The 23,876-nt window shown below is 66.7% G+C and carries 22 protein-coding genes and 1 pseudogene; 7 read left to right on the top strand and 16 right to left on the bottom strand.

Annotation, left to right across the window (positions count from 1 at the left end; translation table 11 throughout):
* Positions 1 to 219: 219 nt before the first annotated feature.
* Positions 220 to 540, top strand: a complete 321-nt coding sequence (locus tag AB0I04_RS49990) for a hypothetical protein (RefSeq protein ID WP_360902203.1) — start codon at positions 220 to 222, stop codon at positions 538 to 540.
* Positions 541 to 588: 48 nt separating this feature from the next.
* The gene (locus tag AB0I04_RS49995) at positions 589 to 840 is read left to right on the top strand and encodes a hypothetical protein (protein WP_360902206.1); all 252 of its coding nucleotides are present in this window, start codon (positions 589 to 591) and stop codon (positions 838 to 840) included.
* Positions 841 to 1,057: 217 nt separating this feature from the next.
* Here AB0I04_RS49995 and AB0I04_RS50000 read toward each other — a convergent pair whose 3' ends face one another.
* From AB0I04_RS50000 to AB0I04_RS50010, 3 genes and pseudogenes are all read right to left on the bottom strand, one after another.
* Positions 1,058 to 1,405: a hypothetical protein gene (locus tag AB0I04_RS50000; protein ID WP_360902209.1), complete on the bottom strand. Its 348-nt coding sequence runs from the start codon at positions 1,403 to 1,405 to the stop codon at positions 1,058 to 1,060.
* Between the two features lie 567 nt (positions 1,406 to 1,972).
* Complete coding sequence (locus AB0I04_RS50005; RefSeq protein ID WP_360902212.1) at positions 1,973 to 2,824, bottom strand: LLM class flavin-dependent oxidoreductase; 852 nt, start codon at positions 2,822 to 2,824, stop codon at positions 1,973 to 1,975.
* Between the two features lie 709 nt (positions 2,825 to 3,533).
* Positions 3,534 to 4,082: pseudogene (locus AB0I04_RS50010) on the bottom strand (transposase); the annotation flags it as partial.
* Between the two features lie 439 nt (positions 4,083 to 4,521).
* Between AB0I04_RS50010 and AB0I04_RS50015 the strand changes: the two are divergent.
* Positions 4,522 to 5,751 (top strand): Dyp-type peroxidase, encoded by a 1,230-nt coding sequence (locus AB0I04_RS50015; RefSeq protein WP_360902215.1) that lies wholly within the window; start codon positions 4,522 to 4,524, stop codon positions 5,749 to 5,751.
* Between the two features lie 23 nt (positions 5,752 to 5,774).
* Complete coding sequence (locus AB0I04_RS50020; RefSeq protein ID WP_360902218.1) at positions 5,775 to 6,830, top strand: beta-propeller fold lactonase family protein; 1,056 nt, start codon at positions 5,775 to 5,777, stop codon at positions 6,828 to 6,830.
* Between the two features lie 737 nt (positions 6,831 to 7,567).
* Here the strand turns inward: AB0I04_RS50020 and AB0I04_RS50025 are convergent.
* The 8 genes from AB0I04_RS50025 to AB0I04_RS50060 all read right to left on the bottom strand — a co-directional run bounded on the left by AB0I04_RS50025 (position 7,568) and on the right by AB0I04_RS50060 (position 14,702).
* Positions 7,568 to 8,494: a reverse transcriptase/maturase family protein gene (locus AB0I04_RS50025; RefSeq protein WP_360902316.1), complete on the bottom strand. Its 927-nt coding sequence runs from the start codon at positions 8,492 to 8,494 to the stop codon at positions 7,568 to 7,570.
* A gap of 1,070 nt (positions 8,495 to 9,564) precedes the next feature.
* Complete coding sequence (locus AB0I04_RS50030) at positions 9,565 to 9,885, bottom strand: hypothetical protein (RefSeq protein ID WP_360902221.1); 321 nt, start codon at positions 9,883 to 9,885, stop codon at positions 9,565 to 9,567.
* Positions 9,870 to 11,147, bottom strand: a complete 1,278-nt coding sequence (locus AB0I04_RS50035) for an RNA polymerase sigma factor (protein ID WP_360902224.1) — start codon at positions 11,145 to 11,147, stop codon at positions 9,870 to 9,872. The genes AB0I04_RS50030 and AB0I04_RS50035 overlap by 16 nt, the downstream gene beginning before the upstream one ends.
* Positions 11,140 to 11,502, bottom strand: a complete 363-nt coding sequence (locus tag AB0I04_RS50040) for a YciI family protein (protein WP_360902227.1) — start codon at positions 11,500 to 11,502, stop codon at positions 11,140 to 11,142. Before AB0I04_RS50040 ends, AB0I04_RS50035 begins: the two co-directional genes overlap by 8 nt.
* A gap of 61 nt (positions 11,503 to 11,563) precedes the next feature.
* Positions 11,564 to 12,244: a DUF998 domain-containing protein gene (locus tag AB0I04_RS50045; protein WP_360902230.1), complete on the bottom strand. Its 681-nt coding sequence runs from the start codon at positions 12,242 to 12,244 to the stop codon at positions 11,564 to 11,566.
* Between the two features lie 456 nt (positions 12,245 to 12,700).
* On the bottom strand, positions 12,701 to 12,844 hold the full coding sequence (locus AB0I04_RS50050; RefSeq protein WP_360902233.1) for a hypothetical protein: 144 nt from the start codon (positions 12,842 to 12,844) through the stop codon (positions 12,701 to 12,703).
* Positions 12,841 to 14,061: an NAD(P)/FAD-dependent oxidoreductase gene (locus AB0I04_RS50055; RefSeq protein WP_360902236.1), complete on the bottom strand. Its 1,221-nt coding sequence runs from the start codon at positions 14,059 to 14,061 to the stop codon at positions 12,841 to 12,843. The genes AB0I04_RS50050 and AB0I04_RS50055 overlap by 4 nt, the downstream gene beginning before the upstream one ends.
* Entirely contained in the window at positions 14,058 to 14,702 is a 645-nt protein-coding gene (locus AB0I04_RS50060; protein ID WP_360902239.1) for a PadR family transcriptional regulator, read from the bottom strand. The genes AB0I04_RS50055 and AB0I04_RS50060 overlap by 4 nt, the downstream gene beginning before the upstream one ends.
* A 1,057-nt stretch (positions 14,703 to 15,759) precedes the next feature.
* On the opposite strand from AB0I04_RS50060, the gene AB0I04_RS50065 reads away from it, so the two are divergent.
* On the top strand, positions 15,760 to 16,110 hold the full coding sequence (locus tag AB0I04_RS50065) for a hypothetical protein (RefSeq protein WP_360902242.1): 351 nt from the start codon (positions 15,760 to 15,762) through the stop codon (positions 16,108 to 16,110).
* A gap of 127 nt (positions 16,111 to 16,237) precedes the next feature.
* On the opposite strand, the gene AB0I04_RS50070 is transcribed toward AB0I04_RS50065, so the two are convergent.
* The 5 genes from AB0I04_RS50070 to AB0I04_RS50090 all read right to left on the bottom strand — a co-directional run bounded on the left by AB0I04_RS50070 (position 16,238) and on the right by AB0I04_RS50090 (position 21,792).
* On the bottom strand, positions 16,238 to 16,612 hold the full coding sequence (locus AB0I04_RS50070; RefSeq protein WP_360902245.1) for a hypothetical protein: 375 nt from the start codon (positions 16,610 to 16,612) through the stop codon (positions 16,238 to 16,240).
* Positions 16,613 to 17,305: 693 nt separating this feature from the next.
* A complete protein-coding gene (locus AB0I04_RS50075) occupies positions 17,306 to 18,109 on the bottom strand; it encodes an integrase core domain-containing protein (RefSeq protein WP_360902319.1) in 804 nt (267 codons plus the stop codon).
* A 779-nt stretch (positions 18,110 to 18,888) separates the two neighbouring features.
* Positions 18,889 to 19,683: an ABC transporter permease gene (locus AB0I04_RS50080; protein WP_360902248.1), complete on the bottom strand. Its 795-nt coding sequence runs from the start codon at positions 19,681 to 19,683 to the stop codon at positions 18,889 to 18,891.
* Positions 19,683 to 20,618 carry an ATP-binding cassette domain-containing protein gene (locus AB0I04_RS50085; RefSeq protein WP_360902251.1) on the bottom strand — a complete coding sequence of 312 codons (936 nt, stop codon included), beginning with the start codon at positions 20,616 to 20,618 and terminating at the stop codon, positions 19,683 to 19,685. Before AB0I04_RS50085 ends, AB0I04_RS50080 begins: the two co-directional genes overlap by 1 nt.
* Positions 20,619 to 20,649: 31 nt before the next feature.
* On the bottom strand, positions 20,650 to 21,792 hold the full coding sequence (locus tag AB0I04_RS50090) for a serine hydrolase domain-containing protein (protein ID WP_360902254.1): 1,143 nt from the start codon (positions 21,790 to 21,792) through the stop codon (positions 20,650 to 20,652).
* Between the two features lie 230 nt (positions 21,793 to 22,022).
* Between AB0I04_RS50090 and AB0I04_RS50095 the strand changes: the two genes are divergently transcribed.
* Both AB0I04_RS50095 and AB0I04_RS50100 read left to right on the top strand, forming a co-directional pair.
* Complete coding sequence (locus AB0I04_RS50095) at positions 22,023 to 23,210, top strand: sensor histidine kinase (protein ID WP_360902257.1); 1,188 nt, start codon at positions 22,023 to 22,025, stop codon at positions 23,208 to 23,210.
* Complete coding sequence (locus AB0I04_RS50100) at positions 23,207 to 23,875, top strand: response regulator transcription factor (RefSeq protein WP_360902260.1); 669 nt, start codon at positions 23,207 to 23,209, stop codon at positions 23,873 to 23,875. Before AB0I04_RS50095 ends, AB0I04_RS50100 begins: the two co-directional genes overlap by 4 nt.
* The last annotated feature ends 1 nt before the right edge of the window (position 23,876 follow it).

The raw sequence follows: 23,876 nt of genomic DNA on the forward strand, positions 1-23,876 counted from the left end.
CCAGTGCCGAGACGATGACGGCGGTGAATGCCTTCCAATGTCGCATGGAACCTCCTCGCCGGATGCGACGCGGAGTCCATGCGCTCTGGTTCCAGGGTCCCGGAGCAATCGCCGATGGTGCCACCGTTATCTGGGGTAGTCGCTCGTCCTCGCTAGTCAGCCGCGTAGAGGTTGTGCAGCCACGTAAGGCAAGTAGGCGGTCCGGCGGCGGCCGAGTGCGTGCTGGCCGACTTCCGCGACCGTCTCGCCCAGGGCGATCGTGCCGACCGGCTGCTCGATCTCGCGCTGGCTCGTCTCAAGGACGCAGGGCTCGTGCGTGAGCGCACCACGCAGCGCACCGATTCGACCCATGTCCGGGCCGCGGTCCGCGACCTGACCCGGCTGGATTTGATCACCGAGGCGGTTCGAGCGGCGTTGGAGGAGCTCGCCAGGACCGCCCCGCAGATGCTGGGCGAGTCCCGGCCGCCCACCGCCTTCCAGGACTTCCTTGACCAGCGCGGAATCCCCCGCCCGAAGTCCTGGCGGACCGCCACCAGCTGACGAGACCTTCAAGATCCCCGACAGAGTCAAGCTGAGGCCGCCGGCGCAATGGGCATCACGATCAACAGCCTGACCGTCGGCCTGGACGAGCGTGACCTCGACGTCGACCAGCGCCAGGCCGTCCGCACGGCCATCGATCATCTGGCAGAGGTTTGCAAACTGCTTTACGGCTTAAACCGCGGTGAGTCGGTTCCGACGCTGCGCGAGCTGCTCGCCATGCACGAGGCCGGCCAGGCCGCTCTCATCTGCAACCATCGGTGCCAATGCACGTCCCGCGAGCTCAGCACAGGTGTTTCATAGACCGCCTATGAAACAGAGATGGAGTGACGTCTCGGCACGCTCTGCGATAGGCGATGGTCTCCAGTGCGCTGCGCCCGTCGTCTGGCCACGCGTCACGGTAGGGAGCGGCACCGATACTCTCGGGCTGGTTCGGTGCCAGCGGCTTCCGGACATGTCTGGTCGACGAGTCACGCCGCAGAAGGCTGGACGAGTTGGTCACTACGACGCTGGCGGCACATCACATGTGAACGTCCGCGACGCACCATGCGCGGGCGCTGCGGGGGGCGAGTTCAACGATCCAGGTGCTGGTCTGTCCATCGTTCTCCAAGGACAGTTTCGCCTGGGCCTTCGTGCCGTTGGCCGTTGGCGTGCCCTCGACGTTGGCGAGGTAGTACTGGTGCAAGACTCGCTGTTCGAAGTCCGTCACGTACGGATCAGCGTCCGGACAGGTGACGGCGTGCAGGGTGACGGCGTCCCGGGATTGGATCCCGTCCGCGAGCGTGGTCGCGGTCGAGATCGCGCTGTCCTTTCCCGGGCCCGGGTTGCGGACAAGCCAGCCGGGCCAGACCAGCGCGGTCACCAGCACGACGGCGAGGAGTATCAGGGCAGCGCCAGCACCGCCGATCAGCAGCAGCGGGACGGGCCGGGGCGGGCCGGGCGGTCGCGGGCCGGGCGGTCGCGGGCCGGGCAGGTAACCGGGGCCGCCCGGCCCGGGTGGCCAGGAACCCAGGGACAGCCATTAGCGGTACCAGCCAGTAGCTTCGGTTTGACCTTGTACTGCTTCAATACTCGTCGCATAGTGGCTGAGCTGCGGTTTGACGGTCTCGGCCGAAACCGGACTGGGCTGACCGGGCGGTGCTGGCCGCGCTGGCTGGGTGGCTGCCGACGAGGCTGCGTGCTCATCGGGAGCGGACCGTCATACCGATGGAGGGCGGGATCCGCCGCCGTAAGGTGCTCGGCGGGCTGATCAACGAGTACCACAGGGCCGCATAACCACTCAGGAGAAACCCAGCTCAGCGCCTGTGCGACGAGTTTTGAAGCACTACACGGGTCCACCCGGTTCGCTTCGGTGATCTCGTGCTATCCGGGCAGGCCGCCCCCGCGCGGTGAGTCGGTCCACGTACGTCAAGCGGCGGCGTCGGCCAGTGAGCTTCTAGAGGACGGCGTCGGCGAGCCGCAGGATCTCGTCGGGGTCGTCCAGTGCCGGGTTGAAGATCAGCTCATCGGCGCCGATCGCAGCGAATTCCTGGACGGCGGACCGCACCGCATCGGGTCCGCCGTTGACCCCGGACGCGGTGAAGTCGGCGACCTCCGCACCGTGCGCGCTGTAGTAGTGGTGGACGTTGGCACGGCCAGCGTCGATGTCCCCGAACGCATAATAGGCGATTGCGACCAGCCGAGGTGAATCCTCCCGTCCCGCGCCGGCCCACGCCGCCCGGGCCTTGGCGAACGCGTCGGTGACCGTCGCCGCCGGCATGGACCCGCCGATGTACCCCTGGCCCCAGCGGGCCATCCGCTCGAAGGCAGGATCGGAGAAACCACCGAAGAGAATCGGTACTTCCCGGGTGCCTGCGGGCACCGCGGGGTTGGTTCCGCCGACCGGCTCTCCCGTCCAGATGGCGTGATAGATCGCCAGGTTGTGGTCGAGTCTCTTGCCCCGTCCCTGCGGCCCGAGGTCCTTGACCACGAAGTCGTCCGGACGCCCGCCGGTGCCGATGCCCAGCGTGAGGCGCCCGCCCGAGATTCCGTCGATGCCTGCGATCTCTTTCGCGAGGAGTGCCGGGGGCCACACCGGCGCGATCAGGATGTTGGTGATCAGTTTGATGGTGCTCGTAGCGCCGGCCGCGGCGGCGAGTGCGACGGTATCCATCAACCCCGGATAGGCGATGCGGCCGACCGTCCCCAGCGTGGAGAACCCGGCCTTCTCCGCCTGTGCGGCCCATTCGGGGATGACAGTGGGACGAACGTTCCGTACCTGATTCGGCAGGCCTATCCCGATCTTCATCGCCGACTCCTGAATCTCGACCGTCCGGCCGCGCGTCGTCCGCAGACCCCGATGCCGTCCCCCGGCGTTCGTCGCCGACCGGCGAAAGCAGGCAAGGTAGCGAGGCGGGAAAGACCGACAAGGTCCGGCTACCCGGCGGGGACGGCGCCGAACCGCACCTGACCAGCAACTTTATCGACGTCTGCCCCGACCGTCGTTGGCCTCTCGCACTGCATCACGTCGCCAGGTGACTACGGCACAGGTTGTCCCATTCGGAAACTCAGTTTCGTGTCCCGGGCTTGGGTTTTGCCCCAGCCGAAGGGAAGGTGATGCCGCGTGAGCGGCTGATCTTGTTGTTCGTAAGCTCGTCGTCGCTTGCCGGTGTGATTCCGGTCCGCCAGGAGGCCCGGTAGCAGGCCGGCGGTCCCGTCGGGAAACGGGCGGGTCGAAGCCCAGCGTCATAGGTCCTTTTGAGAGGGAACGACGGTGCGGTCCGTAGCGTGAAGCGAAGCCTGCGGCATCGTTTGGTGTTGACGAGGAGGCCCGGTGAGTGCCGGTCAGGCTGTTTCCGCCGCTTCGGGATCGCCTCGGCCGTCAGCGCCGACGAGCAGTCGGGTGCCGTCGGTGCCGATCGTCTGCGCGTAGGCGAGCCGTTCGTGTCGTCCTTGGGTAGTTGGTACTCCTCGACCCGATGTCCGTATCGCTCGGCCTACTGTTGCTCGATCAGCGGGGCCGGCCAGTCGGGGGCGGCTGCGGCCAGGGCACCGAGTGCGGCCCGCATCGTCTCCCCCACCAACTCCAGCCGGTTGACCGTGCGGATCGCCGCGAGCACATGGGTGGGGTCGGTGCGCTGGCGGCCACCGGCCTTGACCAGCCCCACCTCCCGTAGCCGCTGCGGCATCAGATCCAGCAGGCGGTCAGCGTCGGCTTGGACCAGCCAGGCCCGGAACTCGCTTAACGCCGAGAAGTCAAAGCCCGCATCGGTCAGGTCCAGCCCCAATGCGTATTTCCAGTCGACCCGGCCCCGCACCGCATCCGCGGCCTGCCGGTCAGACAGGCCCTCCACGAACTGCAGCACGCTGACCAACGCCAACCGCCCTGGCGACAAGGCGGAGCGACCACGCCGGGAGAACACGCCGATGAACTGGGCATCCTCGAACAACGGCCCCAGCTCATCCCGCAGCCGGACGGGCAGGCTGCCCTTCGGGAACGCCGCCCTGCAGACGTGGGCGGTCTTTTCGCAGATCGTCTGATCATCAACCGGATGCAGGGACACCATCGGCTCCTCGGCCATCAGTCCGCGGATCCGACAAGGAGATCCGGCGGCTCGCGTGGACGTGACCCTTCCTCTACGGGGCGCGCGGCCTCGTGCAGCACATGGCACGGATGCTCTCGCCGCCCTGCCCGGGCCGTAGCGGGGAGGCGCGCCTCGCACCCATCAATCCGGCCCGGCCTCATGAGGCCCTGGCAGGCACCAGCCGATTTGATGCCCATCGTCTCGTGACTGTATCCGCCTTGTGCGCGTCGATGAAGAAGATCTCCTATCGGGAGGTTGACGCCAAACAACGCCGGAGGAAGCATTTAATTACCGCCAGAGCGGTTTCGGGGAGTCTTTCGGGGGTGCAGGTATGGCGGGGGAGAGGCCGCTGGCGCCGGAGGACAGCTGGGGCGGCGGAGGCTGCCCGGGGGGTTTCGGGCGGCGTTTCTTCCTACAGGGGATGGCCGCTACGGGTATTGCTGCGACCGCGGCCGGGAGCAGCCCCTCGCCCCCCGGCGGAACGAAGAAGAGTGCACCGGCGTATGCCGGAGAGCCAGGCAATGACGGCGCTGTCCCGTTCTACGGTGAGCATCAGGCGGGCATCATCAACCCGACTCCGAACGCTCGGCAGGCGGCCGGGAACTTCGCCGCGTTCGACGTGATCGCTGCCGACCGCAACGAACTCACCGACCTGTTCCGCACGCTGACCGCGCAGGCCGCCTTCCTCACCGCGGGCGGAAAGGCGCCGACCGCGCCGCCGGGCTCACCGCAGCCGGACGACGGCGTCATGGGCCCACACATTCCCGCCGACGCTCTCACTATCACCGTCGGTGTCGGCGCCAGCCTGTTCGACGGCCGCTACGGCCTGGCCGCGCGCAAGCCCGTCCAACTGGTCACCATGACACCCTTCCGCCACGACGATCTCAATTCCGCGCTGTCCAACGGCGACCTGCTGCTCCAGCTGTGCGCCGGGAGCCGCGACACAGCGATCCACGCGCTGCTGGAAATCATCTTCCACACCAAGGGCGCCATGCGGCCGCGCTGGAGTATCAACGGCATGCATAGCCCGCCGCGCCCGGTCGGCATCTCGCGGGACTTCTTCGGTTTCAAAGATGGCATTGCCAGTCCCGACCCCACGAGCCCCGATCAGATGAACCAGTGGGTGTGGGTGCAGCCGCACACGGAAGAACCCGCCTGGGCGGCGGGTGGCACCTATCAGGCCGTGCGCATCGTCCATTTCGATGTTGAGAAGTGGCGGGGGGTCCCGCTCGCCCAGCAGGAGCGGATCTTCGGCCGCCGCAAGGTCAGCGGAGCGCCGATGTACGCCTTGAACCCGAACGCCCCGGACACCCTCGACCCCATCTATACCAACGACCCGGAAGGGCTGATCACCCCGCTGAACTCCCACATCCGGCTCGCCAACCCCCAGACCCCCCAGACCGCGTCCACCAGCACCATCCTGCGCCGCAGCTACGAATACCAGCACAGCCCCGATACCGGTGGGGCCCCCGACGTCGGACACGCGTTCTGCTGCTTCCAACGCCATCTCGATACCTACATCGCCATGCAGACCCGGCTGGAAGACGAACTGCTCGTGCCCTACATCACTCCGCGAGGCGGCGGCTACTTCTTCGTCCTGCCCGGCGTACGCGATCGCCAGGACTATTACGCCCGCGGGATGTTGACCTGACGTCACCCCGTACCGGAGCCACGATGCATCATCATCACAGGAAAGCGTTCCGGCCGGTACTGGGCGCCGGTACCGGAGCGCTGCTGGCGTCCGGCCTGCTCGCCGTGTGCACCACGCACCAGTCCGTACGCCCCGTGTCCGACATCCGCGCCGTAGCGGCCCCGGCACCCGTCATGGAGGCCGCCCCGACGCCAGCCGACGGGCGCATATACGTCACCAACCAACTCGACGACACGCTGTCGGTGATCGACGCCCGGACGAACAAGGTCACCGCCACCGTGCCGGCCGGCACCGCGCCCGAAGGCGTCGCGATCAGCGCAGACCACGGCCACCTCTACATCGCCGACAACGGATCAGCCCGGGTGTCGGTTCTCAGCACCGCGAACAACAAGATCACCGATACCGTTCCCGTCGGCAAGGACCCCACGGGCGTCGCGCTGAGCCCGGACGGCCGGCAGCTCTATGTGGCCGACGGCGGCTCGGACGACGTGTCGGTGATCGACACCCAGGCTAACCGGGTGACAGCGACCATCCCGGTCGGCGTCTCACCGGTGGACCTGGCCGTCAGCCACGACGGCACCGCCGTTTACGTCGCCAACCAAGGATCGGCGAACCTGTCAGTCATCGACCCCCGCACCAACCGGGTCGTCCGCACCTTGCCCGCGGGTCGCTACCCGGTGGCCGTCGCGGTCGCTCCGGACGGAGGCTCGGCCTATGTCGCCAACGAGGTGAACGCGAGTGTCTCGGTCGTTTCACCCAGTACTGGCAAGATTGCGGCAATCGTGCCGACTGGACAGGGCCCGTTCGATGTGACACTCGCACCGGACGGACGGGCGGTGTACGCCGCCGTCCTCGGCCCCGGCAACGTTTCCGAGATCAACACCCGCACCCACCACGTCTCACGCTCGGTCAACGTGGGGCCCCCGGGAACCGACCCGTTCCGCATCGCGGTCACCCGTACCGCGATCTACGTCGCCGACCAGGCAGCGAGCACTCTCACCGTTATCGACCCGGGCTCTCTGAAAGTCACCGCCACCGTCAACGTCGGCAACAGCCCGTATGGCATAGCGACGACCTGATTCCCGTTCGCGGCACCTCACAAGCACAGACGGCACGCGGGGAGCGGCTCGTCAGCAGCTCGCTGAAGCCCTCGACGCTCTCGGTGATGCGGCGTTTGGCGACCAGGGCGCCGGCTCATCGACGAGCGCGATGTCGTGGTGCTTTGGCGCGTCACTACAACACCCACCGCCCGCACCGAGCACGAGACCAGCGCCCGCCCCAACCGCTACCAGCGGCTCCTGTCGGCGTCGGTCATGTCCGGCTGAAGCGACGCCGGGCCGTTGACGGCCTGATCAGCGAGTACCGGAACGCTGCATAGCTCAACGGAAGGAACCACAGGTCAAAGCCCCGGAACCGGGTTCTCGCACCCCAAAGGTGGCGCGCAGCGTTCCGGCGGTGCCGGGCGGATGTACCAAGATCAGGCATGCGAGCAACCACGGAGCAGCCATGGTCGCCAAACTGTCCCAAAACAGACACTAGGCGTTCTCGGCGGAACCGAGAACGCCCAGGTCACGACGGGTGCGCCGTCAGGGACTTGAACCCCGAACCCGCGGATTAAGAGTCCGCTGCTCTCGTGTCAGATCGGTGCTCTCAGTGTCAGTTAATGCTGGTTCGTCCGCGACTCCACCGCTTCCGATGCCGGATCGTGCTGCCACGTGACGGCCTGTTTCGCGGCAGTTCCGGTAGGCCGTTGGCGAGGTGCCTGTGGGTCCTTTTCCAACGGCCTCCGGCCCGAACCGGACGTGATCGTTTCCGATCATCCGGCTCTCCGATGACTACTGCGTGGGTATCGTGGTTGGTTGCCGGGAGTGGATGGTGTCGTGGGATCTTGAGGATCCTTGCTGGGGAGCTGACGCAGCTGCTGGCGCAGCTGCCGCACCGCGTCGCGGTCGGCGCGGTCGCGGGCACGGGTGATCGCGTATTGCACCTTGCGGAAGGCGGGGTTGGGGGCCCGTCGTCCGCCTCGGGTGTATTCAGGGATGAGGACGTTTCCGACGTATTTGTCCAGCCGGTCCAGATAGATATTGGACAGGATCGGGGATGTGGTTCCGCCTTGCGGTGCTCCAGACAGCGTGGCGTTCCATTCCCGATCCTCTAGGTATCCGGCTTGCAGCATGTTACGCAGCAACCGCAGGAATCGGTTGTCGTGGATTTTCTCCGCCAGCACGGATAGCAGGATTTCGTGATCGAGCGATCCGAAGCAGTCGGAGATGTCTCCTTCGATGAACCAGGTCGTCCCTGTCCGGTTGTGGGCTACCTCGGTGAGTGCGGTGTGGCAGCCCCGGCGGGGACGGAAACCGTGTGAGCGGCCGGAGAACTGTGGTTCGTAGTACGCCTCAAGAATCAGGCGGATCACTTCACCGACGAGTTTGTCCGACCAGGACGGCAGGCCGAGCGGCCTTGGTTCCCCGGTCTTTTTCGGTATGTAGACGCGTTTTACCGGCTGGAATCGGTAGCGTTCGTGGCGCAGTGCATCGATGATGCGCCCGATCTTACCCAGTGACATGCCGTCAACGGTTTCTCCTGTCGCCCCGGGTGTCGTGGCCCCATGGTTGGAGTACAGACGCCCGTAGGCCAGCAGATACAAGTGCGGGTTGAACAGTTGTCGATACAGTCGCTCCAACGGCAGGCCACGCCTCCCGCGGTCACGCAGGACACCCAAGACCGATTCGGCGTTCCGCATCACGCGTACCTCCTGGCCTTGCGGTGTCCGATCATCTGGCTTCCTTTGCCCTGCGGGCGGCTTTCCCGCCCTCCTTGGTGGGGCGTTACTCCCACGACTACTACGAAGCCTCCGTCGCCATAGGACTCGCGCCCCTTAGGCGATCCCACGTTCGTCCTGGTTGTACGTATCGAGCGTGACTTAGGTGGCCGACTCATCTCCTTGAATGCCCTCACTGGGCATCGCTCCACGTCCCGGAGGTTGCGTCGATCCTCGCATGATGTCGACACAGGACGTGGCACCGGTTTCATGCGTCTTTCCGGCGGATGCGGGTTTTTCATCTTCTGGAGATTCGGCTATCAGGCAATCCAGCTATTCGCCATATCACGCGGGCCCCGCAGCACCTCATTTTCATACGCCTGAACATGACCGCTGCTTTCCTCGCATGCTATTGTTCCCTTCGCCTTTCGGATCCAGGTAAGCCATCGGGCCCAGGAACCTCCCTCCGAGTTCCTCCCGGCTGCGCCGGGGATACAACCAGGCGCCTCGTGGCGCACTACGAGCACCCGCGGAGCACCCAAACCGGCCGTTGGGCTTGGGTGACTATGCACCGCACTTACTCCTAACCGGGTCGCCCTGTGTGGAACTCAACCGTCCCGAGAACGTTGAGGGCTGCCTTTGGGCAGCGCGTCGAACGCCGCGAGGATCCGAGCCTTGTAGGCCTTGGTGAACGTCCGCCGCTTGGCCCGGCCCGGCTGCTATTCGGTCACCCGACCATCCTGCCCCGTCATCGCGGCCTGGTCGGCGAGGGTCATCGTCACTGTCCCGATCGTCCCGTCTCGTCCTGCTTCATAGCAGAAAGATTCGTCCGCCCCATGTCTCACAGCAGTCTGACAGAGAGGGCGTAGATGCCGCCCGAGCCGGAAAGCTCTACACAGATCTGAAACCGCAGCAGGCGCCGCCGCAGCTGCCGCGCCGAGTGGCCACGGGACCGCCATTTGTAAAACCACGACTGGGACACCCCCAGCGCTCGGCGCGAGGTCGCGTGCGAGATCCCATACCGGCTCCTCTGGGCGGCGATGAACTTTGCCTCACGGTTCCGGGGCGGGGGCGATCTGGTAGTGGGTGATGGTGGACGGTTCGATGAGGTACTTGTGGTCTTCGGGGTAGAGGACGGGTTTCTCGATGTCGGGCCCGGCGAATCCCTCGATGGCCTCGCGGGAGTCCCAGAGGCTCAGAGCGATGATCTCGGCCCGGTCACCGCCGGTCCGGGACATCGTCCAGGCGCCGCGGTTTCCGGGGGTTCGTTTGTACTCACCGCCACCGGTCGCCTTGATGTAGGCGATGTATTCCTCGACGTGCTCGGCGCGGATGACACCGCGCCAGATTCTGGCGATCAGGGTTCCTCGCATTCGGCGGCTCGGGTGAGGAAAAGGGCGCGCTCGCGTGCGTTGCTGGTCAGCGCGGCGGCGCGAGTGAACTCCGCGTGGGCTTCGGCGCGGCGGCCGAGCTCGGCCAGCAGGTGGCCGCGGACGGCGGGGAGCTGGACGTAGCCGGCCAGGGCCGGCCGGCCGACGAGGTCGTCGGCGATCTCCAGGCCGGCTTCCGGTCCGTAGGCCATGCCGACGGCCACGGCACGATTCAGCTCGACGACCGGGGACGGAGTCAGGTGCGCGAGGACCACGTACAGCGCCGCGATGCGTTCCCAGTCGGTGTTCTGGACCGACGTCGCCCGGGCGTGGCAGGCGGCGATCTCGGCCTGCACCGCGTACCGGCCGGGGGGGCCGTCAAGCTGTTCTGCCCGCTCCAGTGCCGCCAGACCACGCCGGATCAGCAGTCGGTCCCAGCGCAGCCGGTCCTGGTCGGCGAGCAGGATGGGCTCGCCGTCCCGCCCGGTGCGGGCGCCGATCCGGGACGCCTGCAGCTCCATCAGCGCGACCAGCCCGTGCACCTCGATCTGCCGCGGCATCAGGCCCGCCAGCAGCCGGCCGAGCCGCAGCGCCTCGGCGCACAACTCGGGGCGGATCCAGTCTTCGCCAGAGGTCGCGGAATAGCCTTCGTTGAAGATCAGGTAGATGATCTCCAAAACCGAGTCGACCCGGCCCGCGAGCTCGCCGGGCGCGGGGATCTCGAAAGGGACCTTCTTGTCGGCCAGGGTCCGCTTGGCCCGGACGATACGCTGGGCGATCGTCGGCTCCGGGACCAGGAACGCCCGGGCGATCTCGTACGTGGTCAGCCCGCCGATCAGCCGGAGGGTCAGTGCTGTGCGAGCCTCGGCGGAAAGGACGGGGTGGCAGGCGATGAAGATGAGGCGGAGCAGGTCGTCGCCGATGTGGTCGTCCATCTTGTCCACATCGGGTTCCCCGAACGTCAGTGCTTGCGTTTCCATGTCGCGGCCTACTTCCTGCAGTTTCTGGTCGTAGCGGGCGCGGCGTCGGACCAGGTCGATGGCCCGATGCTTCGCGGTCGCCATCAGCCAGGCGCCGGGACCGCCGGGCCCGTCCGGGACACCCCGGGCGGGCCACTGCTCCAGCGCGATCACCAGAGCGTCTTGCGCGAGTTCCTCTGCCGCGCCGACATCGCCAGTGATCCGGGCCAGGCCCGCGATGAGGCGCGGCGATTCGATTCGCCAGACCGCCTCGATCGCGGAGCGCGTGGCCTCGTAGTCATCCAACGTTCTCTGGCCCCATCACCTGAAGGATGTCGGTCTGTCCTTCCCAGCCAGGCCACAGGTCCCGGTGCAATTTGACGAAGCGGGAGGCCCATTCGATGGCCTCTTCCTTGGACCGGACGTCGTACAGGGCGTAGCTGATCAGTTCCTTGGACTCGGTGAACGGACCGTCGGTCACGGCCAGGTTGCCCCCCGCCAGCGAGACTCGCGCGCCGCTCGAGCTGGGCAGCAGGCCGGCGGTGTCCAGCAGGACGCCGGCCTCGGTGGCCTCGCCACCGAGCTTCATGATCGCCTCGAACAATTCCGGGGGCGGCGGGGTCGACGGGTTGGTACCGGAAAGCAGCATCATGTAACGCATCTGACTTTTCTCCTGTCTCGTCTGTCTAACTCATATCAAGCGGCGCGGGCGGCGTCCTATATCAAGCGATACGGGCGACGTCGTGGTAAAGGCGGATGGACACGATCGCCAGCCAGGTGAAAGCGGCCAGCACGGCGGCATAGAACGGGAGCACGATGGCGCTGGAACTTGACCCGGTAGTGACGCCGGCGAATCCGGCCAGGAAAGCGACGCCGGTGAGGCGAGAGTAGATCGCCATGCCGCGGTGGCCGCGGCGGGAGAAGTAGCGGGCGACGACGAAGCAGGCCGCGATGAGCGCGGTGAATCCGATGCTCGCCGAGATCAGGTGCCCGTAGCCGTGCCAGCTGATGTCCGTGGCCTTGCCGGCCGGGGCACCAGGGCCGAATCCGTCCGCCGGATCCGCGCGGAGCAGCCCGGCCGCCAGCAGGCCGGCGCCGTAGGTTCCGAGCAGTCTCGGGGCCCACCGGCTGGCCATCGCGCGGTGCGCCCCCACCGCAGCCGCGATCGTCATCGCCCCGGCCACCAGGAATGTGGTGACCTGGATCCAGCCGAGTGGGCCGTTGGCCAGCAGGCTCGCGTCGTCGTGGGCGATGCGGAACCCGTGCCGGGTCAGCCCCTGGATGATGACCGAGCCCTCGAATACGACTCCGGCCAGGACGCCGTAGCCGAGCAGCGACTTGGTGATCCGCTGCGCGGGGGTGCAGGTCTCGGTACCCGTGCTGGTGATGGTCGTGGGGGTCATGATGTTCATCCCTTCGGTCGGAGCCGATCGGCTGCTCGATCTGCCCTCTCACCTATGCCTCGAACGACCGCCGACGGGCTCGACACATAAGGCGAGAAATTTTTTCCGCAAGCTCACAGGCCGGCCGGACGCCCCCGGTGGTCACGAGGACGGAGGGCCGTCCAGCCAGACGCAGCAACGGCTCTCATCGTGATGACGAGCGCGATCCAGACAGGAGGCCATCCATCTGGCGTACTAAGATCAAATATTCTTGGTGAATCGACCTGACCCCTGACGTGCGGCACCATCGGGCTCAGGGAGATCCAGGAGGGTCCGTACCCCGAGTGACCGTCCGCGCTCCTCATCGCTTACGGCCACGCCGGTACCTTCCATGGCCGGTCCGGATCCTTCGTCATCGCGTGGCCACCGAAGTTGGACGTAGGGCGCTTGCGTGCGACCGTGTCAGTGTCCCGGCCGTCACCAGGGCAGATCGCGGCCAGCGGTCCGGGGAGCCGCTTGGGGGTGGCGTGCGAGGCCGGTGGCCGGGTAGTCGCGTCGGCTGGCATCGTCGATCACGCGCCATCCCAGCCGGACTTCGGTGTCGGTGACGCTGGTCTTCATGACCGCACTGTCCGCGTGGTGGATGCGGGCGTGCTCCAGTCGAGGTGGTGTTCGTAGACCTCGCGCACGCCCTTGGCGGTGGCGGTGAGTTTGAGGATGGTCGGCAGCATCAGGTCGCGGATGAGCCGGCCGGCCGCGCCGGGCGCCTTGTTGTTGTTGATTCTGGCCGCGGCCTTGATGATCTTCTCCACTCGGGGGCGGCGCACCATTTCGAACTGGGTGAACGCCTGATCCGGGCTGCCGAGGTCGCGCAGCGAGGTGGCCAGTACGACGGCGTCCTCGATGGACAGAGACGCGCCCTGCCCCGAGGTGGGGGACGGTGCGTGCGCCGCATCCCCGATGACGATCACGCGATCGGTGTGCCAGCGGCTCAGGTGCGGGATCGTGTGGATGGGAGTCATCGGGGCGAAATCCGGGGTGGCCGCGATGAGCTCGAGTGCCGGTCCGGTGTCCTCGGCGAAAACCTCGGCGAATCGTTCCCGCCACTGCGCGGTGCTGATCGTCTCCACCTCCCCTTGAGCGGGCTCGCGGCTATGGGGGATGTTCACGAACCACCAGACCTGCCCGTCGGGCGCGAGGGCGTACCCGAAGAAGGCCCGCTTGCCGAAGATCATTTCGTAGCTGCCGGGCGCTGCCGGAACCTTCACTCCCGTGGCGTAGCCGCCGGTGGTCAGCAGTCCTGTGTAGGACGGAACCGGGGCTGCGGGTGCGATGAGCCGCCGCACCGTGGAGTGGACGCCGTCGCAGCCGATGAGAATGTCGGCGTGCGCTTCGGTGCCGTCCTGGAACACCGCGCGTACGCCGTCGGTGCTCTCCTGCGCGCTCACCAGCCGTTTGCCGCGCGCGACGTCGATTCCGCGTGCGACTGCCTGGTTGTGCAGTGCCTCATACAGGTCGGCCCGTCGGATGGTGTGGCTGAGGGTGCCATCGGCCAGGGCCCCGCCGGTGGTGCTGACGCCCAACCGCTTCCCGGTGTGGGTGCGCAGTGTGATCCCGGGTGTCGGGAAGCCTGCGGCGATGGCGGGTCCATCGGCGTCGATGGCGCGTAGCGCGTCGATCCCGTTGGTGGCCAGCGTGAGCATGATGCCGTTGCCGTCTGCGCCTTCGGGGCGCGCCTCATGGACCGTGGCCGTGATCCCGGCCTTGGTCAGGGCCATTGCGGTGGCCGGACCCGCGATGCCGCCCCCGATGATGATTGCTGTGCGTGGAGTTCTCACTGGTGCCGCCCGTCAGTGTCGCGTGGTGTGCCCTCTGCCGCTCCGGGTTGGCTCCCGGCGTGATATGCCTCCCAGGGACCGGCCCAGCCGTCCTCGGGATCTTCGATCTTGTGCATGAGTTCCTCAATGAAGGAGCACTCCGCCTCCAGCAGGCTGATCCGATAGTCGTCCTCGATGAGGAAGACCGGATGGTGGCCTTCGGCCAGGGTGGCGTCGCGTTGGTCACGAACCGCTGCGATGTCGGCCCTGACGCGACGCGACCGCGCGCGGAGCATCTCCAGCACCTCGGCGGGAGACAGCACGACCGCCAGTGACAGCGCGGCCGCGAACGCCGGGTACTCATAGCGCGGCTCGCTGATGAGTTCCTTGAGCCACTCACGCATCTCAGTGCGGCCGTCGTCGGTCAGCTCGTAGACGGTGTGCCTGGGCAGATTTCCCGTCTGACCCGTCCCGGCGGCTTGAATCATGCCGGCCGCCGTGAGCTGACGCACCACCCCGTACAGGGCGCCATAACTCAGCTTGAACGTCCGGGCCGCGTCGCGGTCCTTCAGCAACCGATTCAGCTCGTAGGCATGCATCGGACGTTCCGTCAGGTACGACAGCACCGCCAACCCCAGCAGATTGTTCACAGTCCGCTTCATGGACGTTCCTCCTCACGAGCAGGATAGTCATGTGAAACTAGTTTTGCAAAACTACTGGCTCCTAAGGTACTCGGGAAGTGTCCGGAGGAGCGTGTGGGAGACGCCGCGTGCCGAAAACTTCATCCGCGCAGGTGAGCAACATGTCGCGGGGCGACCCAGATGCCGGCTCCTGTCGCCCCGGTGCATCCCGGGAACGGTCACGGCGAAGCGGTCGTCACGGCGTGATGGGCGACTGTGCTGTTGTGATTGGCCTACTGACGGTGACGAACACGTTCGCGGTCTTGTGTCTTCTTCCGGCGAGTGATCGAACTCCAAACATCAACCAGCGCAGCTATTCCTGCCGTGAAGAAAGGACATGAACGTCATCGATTTGAGACAGCAGGCTCGCTCGACTCTGCCGCGCGGAACCTCTGCCGACGGCTTGCCTAAACAGTGCCTAGATCGCCATTGACCTGCTGCTTTCGTGAAGCTCGGAGGGTCTGGCTTGCCCCGTCAGCCTGCTCTGGCCCGCTTCGACCGCCGGGACCGGGGCAGCACTCGTGCCAGCGCTGCGATGACCGCCCGATCGGCCCACGATGGCTGAGGCCGTGCGACCTGCCGGCGCAGCACCGCCAGCTGATGCCGCAACACCAAGATCTCCGCTTCCTTGGACACCTCCGACCGCGTAGCAAGGCGAGCCGGCCGAAAAAGCGAACGAAGATCAGATAAGCAGTCATAGCGCCACAGGTATCGATCCTGCTCGTCTCGGACACCGCCCGCCTGCCGAACGAGGAAGCACTGGTCACGAACGGTGGCCGAGTTTCCGGCACCTACAGGCTGTCGCAGCCACGTAAGCCGCGTATCGACACCACCGTGATGGAAGCCGACATTGTTCATCCCGCCGACGCCGACCTGGATGCCACGCCGACGCTGTTTCCGAAGTCTAGGTTCGATTCCGCGACTGCCCCCAGGCTCGATTTTCCCGAACTCTTTCCGCGAGCGCAGGGCATCCAAGCGTGGAAACGTGGGGCCTTTCGAGGTTGACCGATCTAGGGGATCACCGTCATGATCTAGGATCATGCCGACTTCGTCGAGATTTTCCGTAGGATTCCTGGTCTGCTTCATCGTAGGTATGTTGATCACTGGCGCTGGATTGTTGACCGCAGTCAACATCAAGGGCACCGACGACTTCTGCAACCAGGCCCAAGATGCCAGGAAAATCGATGGCCCGACTTCCAACGAAACGGCTCTCTGTATTGCTCGCCAAGAAGATATGGCCAGGGCCAAGGCTGACAGCCAGTCGACTGCGGCAATCGGGCTCGTCCTCCTCGGAGTGGCGGTCATGGTGTCTGGAGTCGGGTTCGCCGTAATGCGGTCGAATGTGGCACAGCGCACCCCTGCGTCAGCCCCCTACCCGATACCGCGTTGAGCTTCCGTAGAAGCATCACCGCAGGTCATCACAGTGAGGAGTGTCCGCTCCGAACTGCCCGGCGGTCACGAAGTGGTGGTACAGCCGGCCTGATCAGTCTTTTCGGATCGTGGTTATGCCGACATGCTTACGCGGCAGACCCGGTCGAATAGATCCTTGCTGCTGGGCTGAGAAGGCAAGCGAAGCAGATGGCTGGCCAGACGAGAGCTAGGGCCCCGGCGGCGATCTGACCAGGTGCTGGAACGAGAAAGCCATCCCCCAGCGCCAGCAACGCGATCACAATCAACGCGCCCTCGAAGATCAGAGCACCCGTCCGCGCTCCGTTGTTTCCATAACGCCCGATCGCCAGCGCCAGCAAAATCGCCCCTACCGCATGCACGACCGCCACCCCGACCAGCACGCTAAACTGTGTCAGCCGCGACCTGGAGGAACCATCGACCACGCTCGCGACTACCAGACCGCCACACCAAAGAAACAGCGCTGACCAGAACGCGAATTGCAACCAGAGGATTACACGAGCGGTCCTGACCGAGCTCGGCCTGGCAGGCAGCCTATAAGCCGCAGGCGTGGACGGCGGCATGGTGGCATAAAACTGCCGTGGGTCGCCGTAAGGCGGAGGAGGCGGAGGATAGCTCATTCTCGATCCTTTCAAGTCAGGCTACGGCACCAGTCGGGACGGAAGCTTCAGAGCCTGCCTCGCGTGGTCGCGAGTATCGGCGAGATCGACCAAAGAGTGTCGCGGTGTCGGCTCGATTCGAACCGGGCGAACGCCTGATCCGGGCCGTCGAGGTCGCGTAACGAGGTGGCCGACACGATTGCGTCCTCGATGGACAAGGACGCGTCCTGCCCCGAGGTGGGGAAGGAGTGTGCGCCGCATCCCCGACGACGATCACGCGATCGGTGTGCCAGCGGCTCAGGTGCGGAATCGTGTGGATGGGAGTCATCGGGGCGAAGTCCGGGGTGGCCGCGATGAGCCCCTGTATGGGTTCCTCAATGAATATGACAGCACCGCCGACCTCAGCAGATTGTGCGCGGCCCGCTTCATGAACACTCCTCCTCGCGACCATAGTAGTCACGAAAAACTAGTTTGGTAAGACTAAACGAGTAGTTCCGAAGTGATCAGTGAGTCGAAGGCGCGGCATCCTCGACTCCGCCGACCCGGCGCGAGCCTGTGGGTGCCGAATATCGTGTCGCCTTATGCGACCTGGGCGTATTCGTGAAGGAGGCCGCCGACTCGGTCTCGTCGGGTGACCTTGATGTCGGCGTCGACGGGATCGGGTAATGCCCGGAGCGGACTTGCCTGCTTCAGCGCGCGGTGCGGACGGTGTCCATTGAAGTAGGTTTCGTACTCGGCGAGGACCTTGCGCAGGTGGCAGGCGTTCATGATGAGGATCCGGTCAAGGAGTTCGCGGCGTACGCTGCCCACCCACTGTTCCATGATCGCGTTCATCCGGGGGGCATGTGGTGCGGTGAGCACCACGCGGATGCCCTCGGTCATGAACACCTCATCGAACAGTCTGGTGAACTTGCTGTCCCGATCCCTGATCAAGAATCGGAAGTCGCCGGCCCGATCGCCCAGGTCGAGCATCAGGTTGCGGGCTTGTTGCGCGACCCAGGCGGCGGTTGGGTTCGCCGTGACACCCAGGACGTGGACCCGCCGCGTGGCGTGCTCTACCACGGCGAAGCAGTACAGCCGTGTGAGCGTGACCGTCTCGACGCTGAAGAAGTCGCAGGCCAAGATCCCGGACGCCTGGGCTTTGAGGAACTGAGCCCAGTTCGGGTCGCTGCGCCGGGGCGCTGGATCGAACCCGGCCTTCTTCAAGATCGCCCACACGGTGGCCGGAGACACCTTCGGGCCCAAGCCAGCGATCTGCCCAGCGATGCGCCGGTATCCCCAGTCTGGGTTCTCGGCGGCCAGACGCAGTACCAGGGCTCGGATGGTGGGTCGGATCGGTGGTCGTCCCGGCCCGCGCCTGGGGTAGGTCCAGCGTCGTTTCACCAGGTCGGCGTGCCACCGCAGGAGCGTCCGCGGTGTGACGAGCAAGTGGTTTCGGCGGTGTCGCGGAAGGAGCCGCGCGAGCGCGGAGATGATCGCCCGGTCCGCCCACGATGGCCGGGGAGCGGCGACCTGGCGCGGAGCACCGCGAGCTGATGGCGCAGTACCAAGATTTCAGCGTCTTTCGAATCCGTGATCGGGCGAGCAGCGCGATCCAGCCGAACACCCGTAAGACGATCAAGTACAACAACCGCAGTGCCATCCTGCGATCCTGCCGGAACCGAGCCTGCCGAGCGCACGAAGCCCTAGATCGGCCCCTATGACGCGATATTCGGCACCCACAGGGTGTGCCGGGTGGGAGTTTGTCGGGCCGTGTCGGGGCTTTGGGCGGCGTGAAGTTCGGCTTGGGCGTGGGTGCCTTGGGGACGCTGCAGTGGTGGTTGTGGATGCAGGGGTCGGCGGGCGGGGGCGGTGGTTTGGGGCGGCTGACGCCGCCTCCGCCGGAACCAGAGCCTCCGCCGCTTCCGCCTCCACCTCCGGAGCCTCCACCTCCGTTTCCGCCTCGCGGGCTGCGCTCGGCGTTCAGTCAGGCCCTCCTCGTCGGCCGGCAGGGTGTCCCTCGATCATCGAGGCGACCTCGGAGGCCGAACAGGACTTCAGGGGGGAGCAGATGCACACCGACTTCCGCTGGTGGCCACCGAGGTGAACTCGGCGATGAAGTCCGTGTCGAACTCGGCGTACTTCGAGATGTCCAGCAGGTCGATGGGGCCCGCATGCGAGGGTCAGACGTCTTGGGAGACGCGCCAGGCGCCGAGGCCGAGGAACACGATGAGGTACATCGCGAGGTTCAGATAGGCCAGGCCGAGAGACGGCACGCGAAGTGCCGCGTTCCCCACCGGTGTGTTCACCTGGCCGAGCACATTTGCGGCGTTCGTCAGCAGCAGCCGGTCGGGCACGTACGACCAGCTTTCCAGGGCTCTGCCGACCGGGTAGACAAGCCAGACCAAGCCGAACAGGGCCGCGACCGCGCCGGTGCTGTGCCGGATGATCGCGCCCAGCCCGAACCCGACCATCGTCACGACGAGCAGGTAGAGGCCGGAGGAGGCCAGGGTCCGCAGCACGCCGGGGTCTGCGAGGCTCACGTCCAGGTGTTTGCCCGACAGCATCAGCTGGCCAAGGAAGAACGTCGCGAAGACGAAAAGCTCCCCGAGGACCAGCGTGATGGCACCGACGACGAGCGCTTTGGCCGCGAAGACGGTCCCGCGCCGCGGTACGGCGGTGAGCGTCGCACGGATCATGCCTGTCCCGTACTCCGAGCTGATGGCGAGCACCCCGAGCACTCCGAAGGCGAGCTCGCCGAGCTGGAATCCGGCCAGGGAGTCGCCCACCGCGTCGAAGGACGCTCGGTCCTGGGCGGTCATTGTGGCCCAGTTGCTCGCGACGGAGGAGGTGTTGAACATTCCGAGGACGACGGCGAAGAGGATCGCGCCGAGCATTGTCAGATAGGTCGAGCGGACCGAGCGCAGCTTGATCCATTCGGAGACGATGACGCCTGGTGGGATGGTGATCGCGGTCATCAACGGTCGTGCCTTTCGTTGTCGGTGGTGGGGGTGGCCGCTTGGTACTCGACGGCGTCCTCGGTGAGCTCCATGTAGACCTGTTCCAGCGAGGCCTGCCGCTGGGCCAGCTCGTACACGGCGACTCCGTTCGCGGCGGCGAGCCGGCTGATGGCCTCGGGCGTGAGGCCGGTGACGGCCAGTCCGCCGTTGGGTTCGGGAACGACGGCGGCGCCTTTGGCCGTGAGCAGTTCGGCGAGATGACTGCTCTGCGGGGAACGGATGAGCACGTCGTTCAGCGCGCTGGCCTGGATGAAGTCGGCCATGCCGGTGTCGGCGATCAGGCGACCGCGGCCGATCACGATCAGGTGGTCGGCGGTGAGCGCCATCTCACTCATCAGATGGCTGGAGACGAAGACAGTGCGGCCTTCGGCGGCCAGCGACCTCATCAGCCCGCGGATCCAGTGGATTCCCTCGGGGTCCAGCCCGTTGACGGGCTCGTCGAACATCAGGATCTCCGGGTCGCCCAGCAGTGCCGCGGCGATTCCCAGCCGCTGCTTCATGCCGAGGGAGAACCCGCGGATCCGTTTGCGGGCGGCGCTCTGCATCCCGGTCCGTTCGAGCACCTCGCCGACGCGGCTGCGCGGGAGGTCGTTGGTCACCGCGAGGCACTCCAGGTGGCTGCGCGCGCTCCGGCCTCCGTGGACCGCGCCCGCGTCCAGCAGCGACCCCACCACGCGCAGCGGCTTGCGCAGGGATCGGTACGGCCGGCCGTTCACCAGCGCCCGCCCCCCGGCCGGTGTGTCCAGACCCAGGATCATCCGCATGGTGGTCGACTTGCCCGCCCCATTGGGGCCGAGGAAGCCGGTGACCCGCCCTGGAAGGACCTCGAAGGACAGTTGGTCGACGGCCAGGGCCGATCCGTACCGTTTGGTGAGCTGTTCAGCTTTGATCATCAGGTTTTCCTCGAGCGTGGGGTGAGAGGGGCTACGGCGCGCTGCAGGGCGGGACCGGCTTGCCGAGGGCGAGTGAGAAGGCGTTCTGGAGAAGCGGGTGAGGAGGAGCCGCCTGGTTCACGGTGCCGGTGATGGAGATCCGGCGGGTCGACGAGTACATCTGAAACGCCCCAAAGGCACCGTTGTGGAACCAGAACCTCTCCCCGCCGGCCCCGGTGCCGGTCTGGATGCCGAGCCCGTAGGTCCCGCGACTCTGCGGGGTGGTGGTCAGCATCGTGCGCAGGGTCGCGGGGTGCCGGAACACCATGCCGCCGAACAGGCCCCGCATGAACGTGGTCAGGTCCGCGCTGGTCGAGACGAGGCCGCCACCGCCGAAGGTGTCGAAGGTGGGGTTGAAGGAGCGGGTGTCCACCGTGCCCCAGTAGGGGTGCGACAAGGGGCCGCCGCGCGCTTTCTCCCAGTGCTCCAGATAGGTGTCCCTCATGCGCAGTGGATCGAGTATCAGGGTGCGGTAGGCGTGTGCGAGCGGCCTGCCGGTGACCTTTTCGATGATGAATCCGGCGAGGACGTAGCCGGTGTCGGAATAGTGGTAGCCCGCGCCGGGCCGGGAGTACGGCGTGCCGTTGACCATCGCCCACTCGACGAGTTCCCGCGGAGCCCAGGTCTTGTGCGGGTGGCCGAGCACGTCGTCCTGCCATCGGGGGTCGCTGGCGTAGTCGTACAAACCCGCGGTGTGGTTCAGCAGCTGCCGGACGGTGATCCGCGAGCCGTAGGAGACTCCGTTCACCACGCTCAGGCGATTCACCGGGCCCGCGTCAAGGTATTTCCCGATCCGGTCGTCGAGCCGCAGCTCGTGCTGTTCGACGAGCTTGAGGACCACGGCGGCGGTGAACGTCTTGGTCAGGCTCGCGGTGCGGAAGGTGTCGGTCGGCCGAAGGTTCCGGCCGCCCGACGCGAACCTTCCGCTCGCACCGTTGAAGTGCGTACCCGGCCCGCTGACGTCGAGGATCGCGCCGGGGACCGGCGGTTGGACGGCGGCGTCGAGGGCGCACTGGAACCCGTGCTGCGGCGGCGTGGACACGGTCCCTCCGACCGCCGTCGTGACACTGGCACAGAGCGTGGCCGCGGCCGCGACCACGGCGGCGACGACCGCGCCTCTTCTGGACAGGTGCATCCGATACTCCCCTTCGAGGTGCTGGCTGCGCCCGCCTCCAGGACTTTCGCCCGGTAAGCGCGCTGTGCCCTCAGGCTGCCGGACGTACGGGGTCGCAATCGTCTCCCCGCAGGGCACTTTCCGCGCTCTCCCCAGAAGCCCACACGGCCATGATCGGGAGCGGGCGTATGCCTGCAGGCATAGGCCACGGGGCCGATGAATCACCCGGAGAACGCCGTTACCTTGGGCGTATGCACCTCGAGCCGCGCCCTCCACTGGTCAAGCGGCTGCGGCCCGGCCACTGGCTGGCGTTGGACTGCCTGGCCGCCGTCGCGTACGCCGTGTTCACCTTGGCCATGCTGGCCCACCACCAGAGCGCGGCCCGTCTGCCACTGGCCCTGGCCGGGACCGCGCTCCTCGCCCTGCCGGTCGGGTTCCGGCGTCGCCACCCGCTTGCCGCGTATGGGACGCTGCTGACGGCGCTGCTGGCGACTCCGGTGACGGCGGGGCTGGGCGTGATGGCGATGGCTCCTCTGGCCTACGTCCTCTACCTGGTGGCGGCCGCCTGCCGCCGGCGTGTCGCGCTCGCCGCGCTCGCCGTCTCCCTGGGCGTACTGCCAGCGGTGATGCTCTCGATCCACCAGGGCGCCGTCATCCCGTTCGAGCTGGCCTTCATCAGCGCGTGGACGGTCGGGTACGCGGTCGGCCAGCACCGCGGGTACAGCGAGGAACTCCTGCGGCACCATGCCCGGCTGGCCGAGGCCGAGTTGGACAAGGCCCGGCGAGGTGTCGCCGAAGAGCGGATGCGGATCGCCAGGGAGCTCCATGACGTGGTCGCCCACAGCATGAGCGTGATCACCGTCCAGGCCGGGTTCGGTCATCTGGTCATCGACGACAAGCCCGCCGAGGCCCGCGCCGCGCTGGGCGCCATCGAGACCACCGGCCGAGAGACCCTCGGGGAGATGCGGCGGCTGCTCGGCGTGCTCCGCGAGGAGGGTTCCGACCGTAGGGAAGGGGGTCCCCTGCTCGCCCCCGCCCCCGGGCTCGCCGACCTGGACCGGCTCCTCGCACAGACCGCCACAGCGGGTGTACGAGTTGATCTCACGATCATCGGCAGCCCCCGTGACCTGCCCACCGGGATCGACCTGTCGGCCTACCGGATCGTGCAGGAGGCCCTTACCAACGTCGTGAAGCACGCCGGCACGACCAGCGCCCGCACCACCATCGACTATCGAGAGGACGAACTCGCCATCGAGATCACCGACCACGGCCAGGGCTGTCCGACCGCAGACGGCCACGCCTTTGGCCATGGCCTCGTCGGCATGCAGGAGCGGGTACACCTGTATGGCGGCTGGTTCCGCGCCGCGCCACTGCCGGGGGGCGGTTTCCAGGTCGCCGCCCGGCTGCCCCTCGCCGCGACATCGGAGAGCGTCGCGTGACCATCCGGGTGGTGGTGGCCGACGATCAGACCCTTGTCCGCACCGGCCTATGCGGAATCGTCGACACGGCACCGGACCTGACAGTGGTCGGCGAGGCGGCTACGGGCGTCCAAGCGGCCGAACTGGCTCGCAGAGAGCGGCCCGACGTCGTGCTCATGGATATTCAGATGCCCGACATGGACGGTCTCGAGGCGACCCGCCTGATCACCGCTGGCTCACCTGGATCGAGTGACGTACGGGTGCTCATGCTCACAACCTTCGACCTGGACGAGTACGTCTATGGGGCGCTGCGCGGCGGGGCCAGCGGATTCTTGCTCAAGGACACCCCACCGCTGGAACTGCTCGCCGCCATCCGGGTCATCGCCGGCGGCGACGCGCTGCTCGCCCCCGGCATCACCCGGCGGCTGATCAAGGAGTTCGCCGCCCGGCCCGCCACGTCATCACTTCCCGGACCCGGTGTGCTGGCGGTCATCACCAAACGCGAGCGCGAAGTGCTGATGCTGGTCGCGGAGGGCCTGTCGAACAGCGAGATCGCCGAGCGGCTGCACATCGGGCCTGGGACCGCCAAGTCGCACGTGGGCCATCTGCTGACCAAGCTCGACGCCCGCGACAGGGTTCAGCTTGTGATCCTCGCCTACCGCACGGGCCTGGTCACCGCCACCTGAC

Source organism: Actinoallomurus sp. NPDC050550 (genome assembly GCF_040655075.1).
Taxonomy (GTDB): domain Bacteria; phylum Actinomycetota; class Actinomycetes; order Streptosporangiales; family Streptosporangiaceae; genus Actinoallomurus.

Bases quoted from the DNA above. Each gene is read 5' to 3' on its own strand.
- AB0I04_RS49995 (WP_360902206.1), top strand. From the start codon at position 589: ATGGGCATCACGATCAACAGCCTGACCGTCGGCCTGGACGAGCGTGAC.
- AB0I04_RS50005 (WP_360902212.1), bottom strand. From the start codon at position 2,824: ATGAAGATCGGGATAGGCCTGCCGAATCAGGTACGGAACGTTCGTCCC.
- AB0I04_RS50015 (WP_360902215.1), top strand. From the start codon at position 4,522: ATGGCCGCTACGGGTATTGCTGCGACCGCGGCCGGGAGCAGCCCCTCG.
- AB0I04_RS50020 (WP_360902218.1), top strand. From the start codon at position 5,775: ATGCATCATCATCACAGGAAAGCGTTCCGGCCGGTACTGGGCGCCGGT.
- AB0I04_RS50025 (WP_360902316.1), bottom strand. From the start codon at position 8,494: ATGCGGAACGCCGAATCGGTCTTGGGTGTCCTGCGTGACCGCGGGAGG.
- AB0I04_RS50030 (WP_360902221.1), bottom strand. From the start codon at position 9,885: ATGCGAGGAACCCTGATCGCCAGAATCTGGCGCGGTGTCATCCGCGCC.
- AB0I04_RS50040 (WP_360902227.1), bottom strand. From the start codon at position 11,502: ATGCGTTACATGATGCTGCTTTCCGGTACCAACCCGTCGACCCCGCCG.
- AB0I04_RS50045 (WP_360902230.1), bottom strand. From the start codon at position 12,244: ATGACCCCCACGACCATCACCAGCACGGGTACCGAGACCTGCACCCCC.
- AB0I04_RS50050 (WP_360902233.1), bottom strand. From the start codon at position 12,844: ATGAAGACCAGCGTCACCGACACCGAAGTCCGGCTGGGATGGCGCGTG.
- AB0I04_RS50060 (WP_360902239.1), bottom strand. From the start codon at position 14,702: ATGAAGCGGACTGTGAACAATCTGCTGGGGTTGGCGGTGCTGTCGTAC.
- AB0I04_RS50065 (WP_360902242.1), top strand. From the start codon at position 15,760: ATGCCGACTTCGTCGAGATTTTCCGTAGGATTCCTGGTCTGCTTCATC.
- AB0I04_RS50080 (WP_360902248.1), bottom strand. From the start codon at position 19,683: ATGACCGCGATCACCATCCCACCAGGCGTCATCGTCTCCGAATGGATC.
- AB0I04_RS50085 (WP_360902251.1), bottom strand. From the start codon at position 20,618: ATGATCAAAGCTGAACAGCTCACCAAACGGTACGGATCGGCCCTGGCC.
- AB0I04_RS50090 (WP_360902254.1), bottom strand. From the start codon at position 21,792: ATGCACCTGTCCAGAAGAGGCGCGGTCGTCGCCGCCGTGGTCGCGGCC.
- AB0I04_RS50095 (WP_360902257.1), top strand. From the start codon at position 22,023: ATGCACCTCGAGCCGCGCCCTCCACTGGTCAAGCGGCTGCGGCCCGGC.